Below are 16595 nucleotides of genomic sequence, written 5' to 3' on the forward strand. Positions count from 1 at the left end.
AATTTAGCCCTTGCCAGAACTTGAGGATCACAGTATCTGCGCAGGCAGGGACCCATACTGAGCCACAGGATTCGGTATGTCGAACACGACGTAGTATCGTCGACATACCGGCTTCGGAAAGTAAGCATGGGTCCCTGCCTGCGCAGGGACGACGGAGTGTGCGTATTGCGCACGCAGTGTTGGCTTACTCCGCCATCTCCTCCTTCAACGACGCCATGTCGATCACGTAGCGGAAGCGCACGTCCCCGCCTTCGACCTTCTTGTACGCGTCGTTGATGTCCTGGATGCGGATCATCTCGATTTCCGGCCCGATGGCGTGCCGGGCGCAGAAGTCCAGCACTTCCTGGGTCTCCGCGATGTTCCCGATCAGCGAGCCGGCCACGCTCCGGCGCATGAAGGCGACCTGCATATTGTTCACCGGCGCGAGCGGCTCCAGCGCGCCGACCACGCACAGCGTGGCGTCGCGTTTGAGCAGCTGGACGAACGGGTTCAGGTCGTGCTTTTCCGGCACCGTGGACAGCATGAAGTCGAAGCTGGATGCCAGCTTTTCCAGCGCATCCTTGTCGCTTTCCAGCACCGCATCGAAGCCGAGCTTCCGCGCTTCCTCGATCTTCTCCTTCGTGCTGGTGAACAGCGTGACCTCGGCGCCCATGGCCTTGGCCAGCTTGGCCGCCATGTGGCCCAGGCCGCCCATGCCGATGACGCCGACTTTGTTTCCGGCCTGGACGTTCCAGTGCTTGAGCGGAGCGTACGTGGTCACACCCGCGCACAGGATCGGCGCCGCCACTTCGGGTTTCAGCGCGGCCGGGATCTTCAGCACGAAGTCTTCCTTCACCACCAGCATGTTCGAATAGCCGCCGAAGGTATTGTCGACGCCGTAGATGTTCTCGCCGCCCGCCTTGCTGGCCGGCTGCATCGGGCCGTTGTAGGTGGCGAGCCAGCTGTTCGGGCTCTCGCAGTAATTCTGCTCGCCTTCCTGGCAGGCCTCGCACTTGCCGCAGCTGTCGATCATGCAGCCGACGCCGACCAGGTCGCCCACCGCGTGCTTCGTCACGGCCGGCCCGACCTTCGTCACCCGACCGACGACCTCGTGTCCCGGCACGCAGGGATAGACCGTGTTCGACCATTCATTCTTGACCTGGTGGATGTCCGAGTGGCACACGCCGCAGAACAGCACCTCGATCTCGACTTCGTGCGCCTTGGCGGCGGCGCGTTCGAATTCGTATTTCTTCAAGCGGCTGAACGAATGTTTCGCCGCGTAACCGGTGACCTTGATCATGCTACCTCCTCGATGAAAAGACTTCGACCTTAGGGGAGGGCACAGGCAACGTCTGTTAGGTCGCACGCTTAGTTTCGTCAAATTGGAAAAGCCGCATAGTTTTAGTGATTTCTTTCTCAGAATCATCTTGCGTTTCTTTTCGGAGAAGTCTGCTTTATCGCCAGGGCTTCTTCGTTGAATGGTCTTCGTGAGCGGTGTCAACGCGGGCATGCATGCATATGGCAATTTGTTGCAGATATTTTCTTTAGGAAATCCAAACATGAATGTCATGGGCGCGGATGGGATGATGGGTATGACGCAATCGCGGCGGCCGATTCGATTATGTCTTGCATCCGAGGACAAATATTCCGGTGATGCCTTGCTCATCAAGCATGTCCTGGGCCAGGAGACACTTTGCGGCGGCATCGAATACCGCTTGCTTTGCATTGCAACGCAAGCGAGCCTGCCGCTGAAAGAGTTCATTGCGCTTCCGGTCGAGCTGCAGTTCGTCACGGACCAGGGAGGATTGCGTTCGGTCTGCGGCATCGTGGCCGAAGCGGCGGCCGGACAAAGCGACGGGGGCTTGACGACTTACCGCTTGGTGGTGCGCGATGCGGTGTCGCTGATGGAGCAGCGCATCAACATGCGGATATTCCGGAACGCGAATGAGATCGACATATCGGAAACATTGATACGCGAATGGCGCGGAGCCAATCCGATCCTGGCTCGGGCGTTCGATTTCGACTTCTCCGGTGTGGCAGGTCTGTATCCAAAACGTGAATTCACCATGCAGTACAACGAGTCGGACGCCGCCTTTCTGCGCCGTTTATGGAAACGGCAGGGAATTGCCTGGTTCATCCGCCCCGGGGCTTCCACTCAGCCTCCCGACTCCAAGGGCCCTGTCCATACCCTCGTGCTGTTCGACCATGTCCAGTCACTCGCAAGAAATACGGCCGGTACGGTTCGCTTTCATCGTGACGCCGCGACCGAAGCGCGCGACGGTATTTTCAACTGGGGTGCTGTGCGTAATTTGAAGTCAGGCAGCGTCACGCGACAAAGCTGGGATTATCGACAAGGGCGGATGATGTCGCTCCAGCTGCCTACGATGGTCCAGCAGGGCAAGTCTGGTGACCAGTTTGCGTTCGGTCTGGAAGACCACCGGATCGAAGCGCCCCATGTCGGGGACGACGATGCCGATTTTCACCGGATTGGCGAACTGCGGCTCCAGCGCCATGAATACGAGACGAAATACTTTCATGGGGAAAGCGGCGTTCGCGACTTCTGCATCGGGCAGTGGTTCGGGCTCGACGGCCATCCGGATATCGATACGCACCCTGAAGAGGAACGCCATTTCGTGTTGACCGAATTGTCCGTGAGCGCTGAAAACAATCTTCCCAAAGACATCGATGAAAGAACGCGACGCCTGTTTGCGGCCAACGGCTGGCATCACGGGATTCAGGCAACTCTCGACCAGGCGAGCGATGAGCGAGATGTCAAATATTCCAACCGCTTTACCTGTGTACGCCGCGGCGTGCCGATCGTTCCTGCTTACGATCCGGGTACGGATTTGCCGCGCGCCGACCTGCAATCCGCAGTCGTCGTGGGCCCTCATGGCGAAGAAGTGCATTGCGACGAACTTGCACGCGTCAAGCTGCGATTCCTCGGGACGAGAGAACAAGATCATCCGGATGGTGTCGGGGCCAGCAATACGGACCGTGATTCGGCGTGGGTAAGGGTTGCGAGTCATTGGGCAAGCGATCGGTGGGGAAGCATTACTCTGCCAAGGGTCGGTGACGAAGTACTCGTCCAGTTTCTGGGCGGCGACCCGGACAAGCCGATTGTCGTCGGCCGCGTGCATTCCGGAAAAGCGGCTCCGCCAGCTTTTGCCCATGAAGGTGGATTGCCAGGTAATCGTTTCCTTGCCGGCATCAAGAGCAAGGAGGTGGGCGGGATGCGTTACAACCAGTTGCGGCTGGATGACACCCCTGGACAAATCAGCGCGCAACTGGCCAGTGAACACGGACACAGCCAACTGAACCTTGGTTACTTGACCCACCCCAGACGCGACGGAACTGGAGAGGCGCGAGGCGAAGGTGCCGAATTGCGCAGCGATCACTCCATCGTCGTGCGCGCGGCGCGGCTGATGCTGTTGACGACCCAGGCAATGATGGGCGCGTCGGGCAAGCAACTCGAACGCGAGCCCCTGCAGGCACTCCTCGAAGGTTCGCAGGCGCTACTGCAAGAGCTGGGAAGCTTCGCCGAGCAGCATCAGGCCATGCCAGTCGACCTCCAATCGCACCAGCAGCTGACCGATCACCTGAAAAATGCGGGACAAAGCGGTACCCCGTCCGACAAGGGTGACGCGGCTCCGCTCATCGCCCACTATGCCGCGGGCGGCTTTGCCAGTGCCACGCCAAAGTCTTCCGTCAGCTATAGCGGCCGACAGCAAAACATCATAGCGCAAGAGCATATTCAGGCCGTGGCGGGCCAACGCGTGAACATACAGGCAGGGAAGGGTATGTCCCTGTTTGCGCACCAGGACGGTATGAAATGCATCGCACGTAACGGCAAGCTGGACATCCAGGCGCAGCAAGACAGTGTCGGGATCGCAGCAAATCGTGACGTGAAGATCACCGCCAGCCAGGGCGATATCGTAATCGCGGCCAAGACGAGCATTACCCTGTCGTGCGGAGGCGCCTATATCAGGATCGCAGACGGCAAGATCGAACATGGTTGCGCGGGCGACTTTACTGTCAAGGCCAGCATGCACAAATGGGATGGCCCGGGCCGGCAAGAAGCGGAACTGCCCTTCTTTCCTTCCGCCGAACATACCAATTGGCTGAAACTCGACCTCGACGGCTACGAGGGAGCGCCCATGGCCGGCGTGCCATATACCCTGCATTTTGCGGGTGGCCAGAAAAAAGGCGGGACGCTGGATGCCGACGGCATGGCCGAAGAACGCAACCTGCCGGATACCGTCACCAAAGTGGTGTATCACAACGCACCTTCCGCCAAGGATGCGGCGAGACCGACAGCCAGCGATCTGCTGTCAGGACTCGATCCACTCATCGCGCAGGAGCCGAACACGACCAACGCGCCCCAAGGCCCAGGAGGACGGTGATGGCCACGAGCGACGAGACGTTGGACGCGCTGAACGAGTTGCGCGGAGAGAAAAAACCGGACGATGTCGGCTTGGGAGAATGGATCTGGGGCGCCTTGCAGGGCGACTTCAATGCCGAGCGCACGACTGCACAGATCGGCTTCGACATGGTCGTCTCCTTGATTCCTGTCGTCGACACCTTGTGTGACCTACGCGACCTGTGTGCGAACGTGCGCGATTACCGCAAAGATCCCAGCAACAAGATCACCTTGTTCTTTATCGCGACGACGGTGATCGGCTTTTTCCCGGAAATCGGTACCGTCGTCAAAAGCGCGTTGCGCGTGGTGTGGATCTATCTGAAACCGCTCGTCAAGCATGCCGACGACATCACGAATATCAGCAAGCTGACAGCGGCCGCCAACCGGGCATGCGATGCCGCGCTGCCGAAGATCACGGAATACTTGCAGCACAACAGGGTCGTGCAATGGGCAACGAAGGGGAAACTGCCGGACGTGTACCAGTTCGTCGCAAAGACGATTCGTGAAGCGGCGGACAAGCTCAATCCTGCCTTGCTGGGACGCCTGCTGAACGAGAAATTCGACGATCTGAAAGCCTTGCTGGAAAAGATACGCTGGATCGTGCCCAGTACGATCCGCGAGCATATCGACGACCTTGTGAAATGGATCAATACCAAAGGCCGTGCCATGAGCAGTTCTATCCAAGGTTATGTCCAGCCTGTGCGTACTGCTTTGAAGGTGATTGCCAAAAAGCTCGATGATCATGCTTGGCAGGTGCAGACGTATCGGACAAATCGCGGATGGATTGCGCCGATATCGGAAACAGGGTCGGCGCGATTGATTAATGCGAAGCCGCCCAAGTGGGCGAAGAAACGGCCGAAAAAGATGAGGCACCCGCCCACGCTTATGGCTGACCACAAAATTCAAGAGTTAATGAAGGAGCATCCGGAACATCCAGATCTTGAGGGGTGGATGGTTGAAACTTTTTCAGCGCGTAAAAAGATTCGTGCCGACACAATTAAAGGACCTGCCAAACTTTATCGCGTCGTTGATCCTACTAATGATGGCGCTGGCGTTTTCTGGATGACCGAAGTTGAATTCAAGGCAATAAAAAATCGTGATGAATGGCGCAGCAAATTTGCCGTCAAACCAGAATGGAACCAGAATGGTTGGGTCGTTGAATACGAAGTTAAGGCTGAGGAAACACTACAGGTCTGGCGTGGTCCTGCTGCAAGTCAGAAACTTGAGGGAACCAACTATTATCTAGAGGGAGGGGGTGAGCAAATTGTGTTTTTCCCTGGAAGTCGCGATGAAATGGTGCAGCCAATGCCGAGAATTGACAATAAGACTGGCCAGGTCATTCCTGATCGCTACGGAAATGCGGATCGAAGAGTAGAGTATGTTGACTTGGCTGGAGAAATAGCGCCTGTAAAATTGCGAGCAAAGATAACTGACCCACACATTAGAGGTCCTATTGAAACTAACTGGGGAAAGTCTGATTACACGCCTGAGGAAGCTAAACGAATTTTGCTAACCGTTCCATCGTATTGATGAAATCCATATTTTAAATTAAAGAGACCAATTGTGAGAAAATTGAACTTGGAAGCGGCTGTGTGGAATTTTTTTTCCTCAGCTGAATTCTTCGAGGCTACGGCAAAAGAATGTGAAAATCTGACGGAGTGGTTTGGATCGCTTGCTGTTTCGAGAGGGGTCCCTAATTTTGGTAGAAATAACCAAATTTATGACAAATTTAAAAAGCGGGAGCAGGATTTTAGACGAGGGGCTGAGCTGGCAAGACTTGGCGACTATGAGTTTGTATGGGAGATTTCCGATTGCATTCGAGGGGACGTTCGCGGAATAATGGAGCAAGCTCTCCATAGCTGGATGAGTGACGATGAGTACCATGAATTCAGTGATGTAAAGATCAGTCGTTTACTTTTATTTAGTCGAACGATCACACATGCACTGAATAATGCAATGTCAGGGGCTGACAGCTTCCTCGACCCAGATCCAGAATGTCCAGAGCAAAGCGATGATGATGATGGTTTTCCGGGCGATAAGATCGTTGAAACATATGAAGCGGCGATAAGTTGGTACAAAGACCCGCTGCACTGGGATCTTCCCGATCCCCTACCCGAATACGTGATCGATAAGTCCATCGCATGCAAAACGGGCGACGAAGTACCGTGGACCGGTGTCTGGTATCCCGCCACTGGTCTGGAACGACATAGCCTGACTTTCGCCATCAAGGGCTTGCGCATGCAGCCCGTGTATCGCGTCCTCAAGACGACGGAAGAGCTCAGTACCGACGATTGGAAATATCCTCCTCCGCAAACCGTCGCCGTAGCCACGACCTGGCATCCACTCATCCCATCAGGCAGGGCGGCTGCGGCGAATGAAGAGGTGCGGGCAAAAGCCGGCGAGGCCTGTCCGAAAGCGGGAATCTGGCAACCGATGGAGCCAGGCGCGGCGCAACGATACTATGCTGCCGGCGAAACGATGGCCGACTTCAAATCGGCTTACGGCATCACGGTGTGGCGGTGGATAGCCGACCGGTAAGGCCGCGAGCGCAATGACGGAGAAACTGACCTGATCGTTGGAGGACAGTATGAAGAACGTGATTCGGCTCGGTGATGCCACGAGCCATGGCGGGAAAGTGCTTGCCGCTTCCGGTACCGTATTCGTGCATGGCATTGCGGTGGCGCGGAAAGGTGACCCATGCAGTTGCCCAATCAACGGGCATTCACCGTGCGTGATCGTCGAAGGTGACCCTATGGTGTCGGTCGGCGGCATACCGGTAGCCTTCCAGGGTCATAAAACCTCCTGCGGCGCAACGCTCATCTCATCCGCGCCACATTCTGGGAAGGCGTAGCCAAACAAAAAACCCGCAGGGCGCGAACCCTGCGGGCTTTCGTGGAAAGCGGCGCCGGTCCGAAGACCGGCGCTGGCCCGTCCGGCTATTACATCATGCCGTCCATGCCCATGCCGCCCATGCCACCCATGCCGCCCATGCCGCCGGCAGCCGGCTTGTCTTCGACGATCTCGGAGACCATGCAGTCGGTGGTCAGCATCAGGCCGGCGATCGACGCTGCGTTCTGCAGTGCCGAGCGGGTGACCTTGGCCGGATCCAGCACGCCCATTTCGACCATGTCGCCATAGGTGCCGTTCGAGGCGTTGTAGCCGTGGTTGCCCGAGCCGGCCAGGACGGCGGCGACGACGACCGACGGCTCTTCGCCGGCGTTCTGGACGATCATGCGCAGCGGCTCTTCCATTGCGCGCAGGACGATCTTGATGCCGGCTTCCTGGTCCGGGTTGTCGCCCTTGACGTTCAGCGCGGCGCGAGCGCGCAGCAGGGCCACGCCGCCGCCCGGAACGATGCCTTCTTCGACGGCAGCGCGGGTTGCGTGCAGCGCGTCTTCCACGCGTGCCTTCTTCTCTTTCATCTCGACTTCGGTCGCGGCACCGACGCGGATCACGGCAACGCCGCCGGCCAGCTTGGCTACGCGCTCTTGCAGTTTTTCGCGGTCGTAGTCCGAGGTCGCTTCTTCGATCTGGATGCGGATCTGCTTGACGCGGCCTTCGATGGCGTCGGCCTGGCCGGCGCCGTCGATGATGATGGTGTTTTCCTTGCCGACTTCGATGCGCTTGGCTTGGCCCAGTTCCGCCAGGGTGACTTTTTCCAGGGTCAGGCCGACTTCTTCGGCGATGACCTGGCCACCGGTCAGGATGGCGATGTCTTCCAGCATGGCCTTGCGACGGTCGCCGAAGCCCGGGGCTTTCACTGCAACGGTCTTCAGGATGCCGCGGATGTTGTTGACGACCAGGGTCGCCAGCGCTTCGCCTTCGATGTCTTCGGCGATGATGACCAGCGGACGGCCGGCTTTCGCCACTTGCTCCAGCACCGGCAGCAGGTCACGGATGTTGGCGATCTTCTTGTCGCACAGCAGGATGAACGGGTTCTCGTGAACGGCGACCTGCTTGTCCGGGTTGTTGATGAAGTACGGCGACAGGTAGCCGCGGTCGAACTGCATGCCTTCGACGATGTCCAGCTCGTCGTTCAGCGACTTGCCGTCTTCGACGGTGATGACGCCTTCCTTGCCCACTTTTTCCATCGCTTCGGCGATGCGCTCGCCTACGGACGAATCCGAGTTGGCCGAGATGGTGCCGACTTGCGCGATCTCTTTCGAGGTGGTGGTCGGCTTGGCGATCTTCTTCAGTTCTTCGACGGTGGCCGCGACGGCCTTGTCGATGCCGCGCTTCAGGTCCATCGGGTTCATGCCGGCGGCAACGAACTTCATGCCTTCGCGCACGATGGCCTGTGCCAGCACGGTCGCGGTGGTGGTGCCGTCACCGGCGTTGTCGCTGGTCTTCGAAGCGACTTCCTTGACCATCTGGGCGCCCATGTTCATGAGCTTGTCTTTCAGTTCGATTTCTTTCGCGACCGAGACACCGTCCTTGGTGACGGTCGGGGCGCCGAACGAGCGCTCCAGTACGACGTTGCGGCCTTTCGGGCCCAGGGTGACCTTGACTGCGTTGGCCAGGACGTTGACGCCTTCGACCATCTTGGCGCGCGCTACGTCGCCGAACACTACATCTTTAGCTGCCATTCTTGTTCTCCGAATTCAGGGAATTTAGTTTTGGAAGGAATTACTGGGCCACGATGGCCATGATGTCTTCTTCGCGCATCACCAGCAGTTCCTCGCCATTGACCTTGACGGCCTGGCCCGAGTACTTGCCGAACAGGACGCGGTCGCCGACTTTCACTTCCAGCGGACGCACGTTGCCGTTTTCCTGGACTTTGCCGTTGCCCACGGCCAGGACTTCACCCTGGTCCGGTTTCTCGGCCGCCGCATCGGGGATGATCAGGCCGGATGCAGTCTTGGTTTCCTGGTCGAGACGCTTCACGATCACGCGATCGTGCAAGGGGCGAAGGTTCATGCAAAACTCCTTTGTGTTGGTTTGACTTGGCTGTACAGACCGCAGCCATGCTGTACATCCGCTGCGGTTCGTAGAGGTTGTTAGCACTCTACACTAACGAGTGCTAATTATAGGGACGATAATTTGGCATTTCAAGCTACAGTGTTCGTGTTTTAACGGACTTTTTTGCGGCCCAACAAGCCTGTAACGGGCCTGTCACAAAGCACAAGCTTGGGGAAAATTCACGAGAGCCTATCACTCCTGCCCGGAATCCTGCGCACGCGAGCGCGCGCCTGTTGACGAAAAATTCCACTCGGTCCTATAGTGTCGAATGATTTCCGAATTCCAAGAACTTTCAGAGAAAATCGAGAAGCTCGCCGAGCTGACCCAATCGCTGCGCAGCGAGAACTACCTGCTGCGCCAGGCGAATGCGCTGCTGGCCGCCGAAAACGTCGATTTCAAGAACCGCCTGCTGGCGGCCCAGCAGCGTGTCGAAGCCCTGCTGGTGCAACTGGAGCCGCCGGCGCCGACCAGTGACACCGAAACCCCCGACGATGCGGAGGCAGCACGATGATCCACCTGGACGTGACCATCATGGGCCACCCCTACCGCCTGGCCTGCCGCGACGGCGAGGAAAAGACGCTGCGCGAAGCCGTGAGCTACCTCGACGGCAAGATGTGCGCGCTGCGCGATTCCGGCAAGGTGAAGGGGACCGACCGCATCGCCGTCATGGCCGCGCTGTCGGTGGCGGCCGAGTTCCTGTCGGTGAAGTCGCCGCAAGGGCCGCTGTCGGACCTGTCGATCCTGGAAGTGAAGCAGAAACTGGACGCGATGCATCAGGTGCTCGATGCCGCGCTGTCGCCGCAGGAAAGCCTTCTCTGAACGCCTGATGAAATACGGGTGAGGGCGCACTCGACGTAAAAACGTTTGACATGCCGGTTCAGCGTAGTAAACTGGCGCCTCCCTGCGGTGTTCGAGATTTGCCATATATTCCTTGAACCATTCTTACGCATAGGTTGTGGAACATGCCTGGTGGGCGCGATCGTCACTAGCTGACGAACCCGAAATCGAGCTGACTGCGACCACCTTGAGCCTTTTGGTTCGGGATGCCGGCAAAAACGGCACAGGCGGGGCTATATTCCAGAGCGGTTGCTGCATGAAAGTGCGCAACCGCTTTTTCATGCGCGCTTGGAAAACGGCGCGCGTCCCGATATTCGTGCGAGTGGAAAGATGCGCTACTGGTTGATGAAGTCCGAACCGGACGAAGTGAGTTTCGACGACGTGCTGGCCGCACCGGGCCGCACGGTCGCCTGGTTCGGCGTGCGCAACTACCAGGCGCGCAACTTCATGCGCGACGGGATGCTGGTCGGCGACGGCGTCCTGTTCTACCATTCGAGCTGCGCCGTGCCGGGCGTGGCCGGCATCGCGCGCGTGGCCAGCACCCCGTATCCGGATGCGTCCCAGTTCGACAAGGACGGCAAGTACTTCGATCCCAAGGCCACGCCGGAGCAGCCGCGCTGGATCTCGGTCGACGTGCAGGCAGTGGCCGCCGGCCGCTATCTTCCGCTGACCGAGATGCGCACCGTGCCCGAGCTGGACGACATGGTGCTGCTGCAGAAGGGCAGCCGGCTGTCGATCTCGCCCGTGACCGCCGGCCAGTGGCAGCGCATCCTGGCACTGACGGGCGTGCCGGCGGCTGCGTTCGCGTCCGCGCGGGACTGAGGACGGCCGCGTGTTCGGCCTCGACCCCGGCCTCGTGCCCATCCTGCTGGCGATGGGCTGCTTCGGCGGCTTCTCGGCGGGCTTGCTGGGCATCGGCGGCGGCATGGTGCTGGTGCCGTTCATGACCATGATCTTCTCGGCCAAGGGCTTCGCGCCCCACCTGGTCGTGCACATGGCGATCGCGACCTCGCTGGCCACCATCCTGTTCACCTCCGTCTCGTCGATGCGCGCCCACCACCGCCACGGCGCCGTGCTGTGGCGCGTGGCCGGCATGCTGGCACCTGGCATCGTGATCGGTTCCTTCATCGGCCCCTGGATCGGCAAGCAGATGGACACGTCCGCCCTGGCCCTGTTCTTCGGCGTGTTCGTCGCTTTCTCGGCCACGCAGATGCTGTTCAACCGCAAGCCGGAAGGTACGCGGCCGTTGCCGGGAACGGGCGGCATGCTGGCGGCGGGCGGCCTGGTCGGCGTGCTGTCCGGACTGGTGGGGGCGGGCGGCGGCTTCGTGTCGATCCCGTTCATGACCTGGCGCGGCGTGCCCATCCACAATGCGGTGGCGACCAGCGCGGCGCTGGGCTTTCCCATCGCGCTGTCGGGCACGATCGCGAACGTGTGCTACGGCTGGGGAGAGGCGGGTCTGCCGCCGGGGTCGCTGGGCTTCGTCTGGGTGCCGGCGCTGCTGATCGTGGTGGCCGCCAGCATGGCGATGGCGCCGCTGGGGGCGAAGCTGGCGCACCGGCTGCCGGTGCTGAGGTTGAAGCGGATATTCGCCTGCATCCTGTACGCGCTGGCGGCGTACATGCTGTGGAAGGCGTACGCCGGTTGATGCGGCGCGATGGTGGCATGTGATGCCCACCCTACGATGACCGTCCTGTAGGGTGGGCACCACGTGCCCACCATGCATCACGCCGGCACGGCCCGCTTGTTCCCGCCCGAATACGCCCAACCGAGCATGATGATGCCCGCCACGATCATCGGCAGCGACAGCACCTGCCCCGACGTGATCGGCAGCCCCAGCACATGGGTTTCCCAATCCGGCACGCGGAAGTATTCGGTGAAGAAGCGCGCGCAGCCGTACAGCAGCGTGTACAGGGCGCCGACGGCCAGGCGCGGACGCGGCTTGCGGGCGAACAGCCAGACGATGACGAAGCACAGCAGGCCGTCGACCAGCATCTGGTAGATCGGCGACGGATGGCGCGGGCCCTCGACGCCCGGCCACAGCATGGCCCAGGGCAGGCTCGGGTCGGCCAGGCGGCCCGGCAGTTCGGCGTTGATGAAGTTGCCCAGGCGGCCGCAGGCGTAGCCGATGGGGACCATCGGGGCGATGAAGTCGTACACGTCGAGCAGGTTGCGGCCGCGCTTGCGGGCCCACAGCGCCATGGCGATCAGCACGCCGATGAAGCCGCCGTGGTAGGACATGCCGCCGTGCCAGGTCATGAAGATCTCGGCCGGATGCGAGAAGTAGTATTCCGGCTTGTAGAACAGCACCTCGCCCAGGCGCCCGCCGATCACCACGCCCAGCATCCCGTAGAACAGCATGTCGTCCAGGTCCTCGTTCTTCCAGCCCTGGGCCTGCACGTGCGGCTGGGTCTTGATGCGCACGCGGCCCAGGATGACGAACAGGGCGAAGGCGACGACATACATGATCCCGTACCAGTGGATGTCCACGGGGCCGATGCTGAAGGCGATCGGGTTCGGTTGCGGGTGAACGAGCATATTAAAGATCCCTAAGTAGTTCCAGAAAGCCCTTCAGCACCGGGGACGGATTGTCGCGCCGCCAGGCGATGCCGGTCTCGACCAGCGGGGTCGGGTCGGCAAGGGCACGGTATTCTACGCCCGGTCGCATCAGGTTGGAGACGGATTGTGGCACAAGTGCCAAGCCCATGCCGGCCGACACGAGACTGACGATGGTCTGCATCTGGATGGCCAGCTGGCCGATCGCCGGCACGACCCCGGCCGCGCGGAAGCACGACAGGATGGCATCGTACAGCGCCGGCGAGACTTCGCGCGGGAAGACGATCAAGGGCAGTTCGGGAACCTCCGACAGGCGCACGGGCTCGCCATCGGGCGGCAGCGCCAGGCCGCTGGGCGCGCACAGGATCAGCGGTTCTTCCAGCACCTTCATGTAGTCGAGCTCGGCCTGGGCCTTGTCCGGCAGCGGCGGGATCAGGAAGCCGGCATCCATCCCGCCGCCGCGCAGCAGCTCCTCGACCTGCACGTCGGACGTGGCTTCCTGCAGCGTCAATTGCACGGCCGGATGGCGCTCGCTGTAGCGGCGCAGCAGGGGCGGCAGCACGCTGTAGTCGGCCGAGGTGATGAAGGCGAGGGCCAGGCGTCCCGTGTCGCCGCCGGCCGCGCGGCGCGCCAATTCGGGCAGGCCGGCGGCGCCCGCCAGCAGGCGTCGCGCCTCGGGCAGCAGGGCGGTGCCGGCGGCCGTGAGGGCCACGCTGCGGCGGTTGCGCACGAACAGCGGCGTGCCCAGCAGGTCCTCGAAGGCGGCGATCGCCTGCGACAGCGGCGGCTGGGTCATGTGCAGGCGCGCGGCGGCGCGGCCGAAATGCAGCTCTTCGGCGACGGCGATGAAGTAGCGTAGCTGGCGCAGTTCGATGGCGGTACTCATGGATTGATATTCTAAACGTATCACAGTGCATGGAATCATATATTGGACAACTCATGCGCTGGCGGGCACCCTGATGCTCCCCACAGAAAGCCGCTCCAGGAGACGACCATGCCCACTTACCGTTCCCGCACCACCACCCAAGGCCGCAACATGGCGGGCGCCCGCGCCCTGTGGCGCGCCACCGGCATGAAGGATGGCGACTTCGAGAAGCCGATCATCGCCGTCGTGAACTCCTTCACCCAGTTCGTGCCGGGCCACGTGCACCTGAAGGACCTGGGCCAGCTGGTCGCGCGCGAGATCGAGGCGGCCGGCGGCGTCGCCAAGGAATTCAATACCATCGCCGTCGACGACGGCATCGCCATGGGCCACGGCGGCATGCTGTATTCGCTGCCCTCGCGCGACCTGATCGCCGACTCGGTCGAGTACATGGTGAACGCCCACTGCGCCGATGCGATGGTCTGCATCTCGAACTGCGACAAGATCACCCCGGGCATGCTGATGGCCGCGATGCGCTTGAACATCCCCGTCGTGTTCGTGTCCGGCGGCCCGATGGAAGCGGGCAAGGTGCTGAAGGTCGTCGACAACAAGCAGAAGATCATCAAGCTGGACCTGGTCGACGCCATGATCCAGGCCGGCGACGCGCGCATTTCCGACGCCGACGTGGCGGAAGTGGAACGCTCCGCCTGTCCCACATGCGGTTCCTGTTCCGGCATGTTCACGGCCAACTCGATGAACTGCCTCACGGAAGCGCTGGGCCTCTCGCTGCCGGGCAACGGCACCATCGTCGCCACCCACGCCGACCGCAAGGAACTGTTCCTGCGCGCGGGCCGCCTGATCGTCGACATCGCCAAGCGCCACTACGAGCAGGACGACTACTCGGTCCTGCCGCGCTCGATCGCCACCAAGGCGGCGTTCGAGAACGCGATGGCGCTGGACGTGTCGATGGGCGGCTCCACCAACACCGTGCTGCACCTGCTGGCCGCCGCCCACGAAGCGGGCGTGGCCTTCACGATGGCCGACATCGACCGCATCTCGCGCAAGGTCCCGTGCCTGTGCAAGGTCGCGCCGATGACGGACAAGTACCACATCGAGGACGTGCACCGCGCCGGGGGCATCGTCTCCATCCTCGGCGAGCTGGCCAGGGCGGGCCTGCTGGATACCTCGCTGCCGACCGTGCACAGCCCGACCATCGCCGACGCCATCGCGAAATACGACATCCGGGTCAGCGACGACCAGGCCGTGCACCGGCTGTTCCGCGCGGCGCCGGGCGGCGTGCCGACGCAGGTCGCGTTCTCGCAGTCCGAGCGCTACGACGCCAACGACATCGACCGCAGCGCGGGCTGCATCCGCGACCGCGAGCACGCCTACTCGCAGGACGGCGGCCTGGCGGTCCTGTACGGGAACATCGCGGAAAAGGGCTGCATCGTGAAGACGGCGGGCGTGGACGAAAGCATCCTGAAGTTCTCCGGCCGCGCGCGCGTGTTCGAGAGCCAGGACGCGGCCGTCGAAGGCATCCTCGGCGACACCGTGCATGCGGGCGACGTCGTCATCATCCGCTACGAAGGGCCGAAGGGCGGTCCCGGCATGCAGGAGATGCTGTACCCGACCTCGTACATCAAGTCCAAGGGCCTCGGCAAGGCCTGCGCGCTGTTCACGGACGGCCGCTTCTCGGGCGGCTCCTCGGGCCTGGTGATCGGCCATGCCTCGCCGGAAGCGGCGGAGGGCGGCGCGATCGGCCTGGTGGAAGAGGGCGACCTGATCGACATCGACATCCCGGCGCGCACGATCAACCTGCGCGTCACCGCCGAAGAACTGGCGCACCGCCGCGCCGCGATGGAAGCGCGCGGCGACCAGGCCTGGCAGCCGGTCGACCGCGAGCGCTACGTGTCGCAGGCCTTGCAGGCCTACGCCGCGCTGACGACGTCCGCCGACCGCGGCGCGGTGCGCGATCTGTCGCAGCTGAAGCGCTGATATACATACCGTCGTCCCTGCGAAGGCAGGGACCCATACTGAGCTTCCGAAGTCGGTGTGTCTGAAGCTTCACGACGCTTCCAATATACCGATTTCTGTTCGTCAGCATGGGTCCCTGCCTCCGCAGGGACGACGTGTCATTTGCGCTTGTCGAACCGCTGCCTGACCCTGTCCTCGCGCCGTTTGCGGTCCACGTCGTGCGCCTTGCGCTTGTCCAGCCCCAGCAGGCCCTCGATGAATTCGAACCAGACGAAGGCGAGCACCATCAGGCCGACGATCCACCACCACGACAGCTGGGCGAAGCGCCAGACTTCGAAGAAGCGCAGGGCGGCGAGGATGGCTATGAGGATGATCAGCGGCATGGTGGAATTCCTTTCGGCGGCCATCTTAGCGCCAAGCGCCGGGTCTCGATAGTGCCGACATGCAACACGTTCGTAATGCTCCGTCAATGGAAAGCTGTATCAGTCGTTACCGAATATGTCGGCGTCACCGCCCAGGCGGAAACACGCTAGAATCGCAGTCGTAATGCTTTCACTGGAGAAAACTATGAAACGGTCCCTGATGTTGTTCGTCGCAGCTTCCGCCCTGCTGTCGGGCAGCGCCTTCGCGCAAGCCGACCTGGCCAAGGCCAAGAATTGCATGGCGTGCCACGCGGTCGCTAACAAGCTGGTCGGCCCGGCCTACAAGGACGTCGCGGCGAAGTACGCGGGCCAGAAGGGTGCCGAGGACAAGCTGGTGCAGAAGGTCATCAAGGGCGGTTCCGGCGTCTGGGGCCCGGTGCCGATGCCGGCCAACCCGCAGGTGAGCGAGGCGGAAGCGCGCAGCCTGGTGAAGTGGGTGCTGGCGCAGAAATGAACGAGGCCGCGTAATCCGCGGCCCTGAAACCGTCGTCCCTGCGCAGGCAGGGACCCAATTGCTGCACGCGTCATCGCTGCGCTGGCAAAATTGGGTCCCTGCCTGTGCAGGGAGTCGTGCCCGGCAATGCCGGGC

Annotated in this window: 16 protein-coding genes and 1 other RNA gene; 11 read left to right on the forward strand and 6 right to left on the reverse strand. The window is 61.4% G+C overall.

The features are described from left to right. Positions 1 to 184: 184 nt before the first annotated feature. Positions 185 to 1279 (reverse strand): NAD(P)-dependent alcohol dehydrogenase, encoded by a 1095-nt coding sequence (locus QPK32_RS24430; protein WP_290415388.1) that lies wholly within the window; start codon positions 1277 to 1279, stop codon positions 185 to 187. 259 nt (positions 1280 to 1538) lie between these two features. Here QPK32_RS24430 and QPK32_RS24435 point away from each other — a divergent pair, with 259 nt between their 5' ends. The 4 genes from QPK32_RS24435 to QPK32_RS24450 are packed head-to-tail and all read left to right on the forward strand — an operon-like array spanning position 1539 to position 7247. Continuing rightward, entirely contained in the window at positions 1539 to 4379 is a 2841-nt protein-coding gene (locus QPK32_RS24435) for a type VI secretion system Vgr family protein (RefSeq protein ID WP_290415389.1), read from the forward strand. Next, on the forward strand, positions 4379 to 5926 hold the full coding sequence (locus QPK32_RS24440; RefSeq protein WP_290415390.1) for a hypothetical protein: 1548 nt from the start codon (positions 4379 to 4381) through the stop codon (positions 5924 to 5926). Before QPK32_RS24435 ends, QPK32_RS24440 begins: the two co-directional genes overlap by 1 nt. A gap of 33 nt (positions 5927 to 5959) precedes the next feature. Then, positions 5960 to 6934, forward strand: coding sequence for a hypothetical protein (locus QPK32_RS24445; protein WP_290415391.1), 975 nt, complete (start codon positions 5960 to 5962; stop codon positions 6932 to 6934). A 49-nt stretch (positions 6935 to 6983) separates the two neighbouring features. Continuing rightward, positions 6984 to 7247 (forward strand): PAAR domain-containing protein, encoded by a 264-nt coding sequence (locus tag QPK32_RS24450; RefSeq protein WP_290415392.1) that lies wholly within the window; start codon positions 6984 to 6986, stop codon positions 7245 to 7247. An 88-nt stretch (positions 7248 to 7335) separates the two neighbouring features. On the opposite strand, the gene groL is transcribed toward QPK32_RS24450, so the two are convergent. Continuing rightward, positions 7336 to 8982 carry a chaperonin GroEL gene (gene groL, locus QPK32_RS24455; protein ID WP_290415393.1) on the reverse strand — a complete coding sequence of 549 codons (1647 nt, stop codon included), beginning with the start codon at positions 8980 to 8982 and terminating at the stop codon, positions 7336 to 7338. Positions 8983 to 9022: 40 nt separating this feature from the next. Beyond that, positions 9023 to 9313, reverse strand: a complete 291-nt coding sequence (gene groES / locus QPK32_RS24460; RefSeq protein ID WP_290415394.1) for a co-chaperone GroES — start codon at positions 9311 to 9313, stop codon at positions 9023 to 9025. Between the two features lie 310 nt (positions 9314 to 9623). On the opposite strand from groES, the gene QPK32_RS24465 reads away from it, so the two are divergent. The 5 genes from QPK32_RS24465 (at position 9624) to QPK32_RS24485 (ending at position 11840) form a co-directional block, all read left to right on the forward strand. After that, a complete protein-coding gene (locus QPK32_RS24465) occupies positions 9624 to 9866 on the forward strand; it encodes a hypothetical protein (RefSeq protein WP_290415395.1) in 243 nt (80 codons plus the stop codon). Beyond that, positions 9863 to 10174, forward strand: a complete 312-nt coding sequence (locus QPK32_RS24470; protein WP_290415396.1) for a cell division protein ZapA — start codon at positions 9863 to 9865, stop codon at positions 10172 to 10174. Before QPK32_RS24465 ends, QPK32_RS24470 begins: the two co-directional genes overlap by 4 nt. Positions 10175 to 10250: 76 nt before the next feature. Next, positions 10251 to 10430, forward strand: a non-coding RNA gene (ssrS, locus tag QPK32_RS24475) — 6S RNA. Between the two features lie 92 nt (positions 10431 to 10522). Next, on the forward strand, positions 10523 to 11014 hold the full coding sequence (locus tag QPK32_RS24480; protein ID WP_290415397.1) for an EVE domain-containing protein: 492 nt from the start codon (positions 10523 to 10525) through the stop codon (positions 11012 to 11014). 52 nt (positions 11015 to 11066) lie between these two features. Beyond that, on the forward strand, positions 11067 to 11840 hold the full coding sequence (locus tag QPK32_RS24485) for a sulfite exporter TauE/SafE family protein (RefSeq protein ID WP_290415421.1): 774 nt from the start codon (positions 11067 to 11069) through the stop codon (positions 11838 to 11840). 77 nt (positions 11841 to 11917) lie between these two features. Here the strand turns inward: QPK32_RS24485 and lgt are convergent, their stop codons facing one another. Beyond that, the gene (lgt, locus tag QPK32_RS24490; protein WP_290415398.1) at positions 11918 to 12730 is read right to left on the reverse strand and encodes a prolipoprotein diacylglyceryl transferase; all 813 of its coding nucleotides are present in this window, start codon (positions 12728 to 12730) and stop codon (positions 11918 to 11920) included. Between the two features lies 1 nt (position 12731). After that, positions 12732 to 13634 carry a LysR family transcriptional regulator gene (locus QPK32_RS24495; protein WP_290415399.1) on the reverse strand — a complete coding sequence of 301 codons (903 nt, stop codon included), beginning with the start codon at positions 13632 to 13634 and terminating at the stop codon, positions 12732 to 12734. Positions 13635 to 13742: 108 nt separating this feature from the next. Here QPK32_RS24495 and ilvD point away from each other — a divergent pair, with 108 nt between their 5' ends. After that, a complete protein-coding gene (gene ilvD, locus QPK32_RS24500) occupies positions 13743 to 15605 on the forward strand; it encodes a dihydroxy-acid dehydratase (protein ID WP_290415400.1) in 1863 nt (620 codons plus the stop codon). Between the two features lie 137 nt (positions 15606 to 15742). Here ilvD and QPK32_RS24505 read toward each other — a convergent pair whose 3' ends face one another. Beyond that, the gene (locus tag QPK32_RS24505) at positions 15743 to 15967 is read right to left on the reverse strand and encodes a TIGR04438 family Trp-rich protein (RefSeq protein ID WP_290415401.1); all 225 of its coding nucleotides are present in this window, start codon (positions 15965 to 15967) and stop codon (positions 15743 to 15745) included. A 184-nt stretch (positions 15968 to 16151) separates the two neighbouring features. Between QPK32_RS24505 and QPK32_RS24510 the strand changes: the two genes are divergently transcribed. Continuing rightward, entirely contained in the window at positions 16152 to 16460 is a 309-nt protein-coding gene (locus QPK32_RS24510) for a c-type cytochrome (RefSeq protein WP_290415402.1), read from the forward strand. Positions 16461 to 16595 lie beyond the last annotated feature (135 nt).

This window comes from Massilia sp. YIM B02763 (genome assembly GCF_030412015.1).
Classification (GTDB): Bacteria; Pseudomonadota; Gammaproteobacteria; order Burkholderiales; family Burkholderiaceae_D; genus Telluria.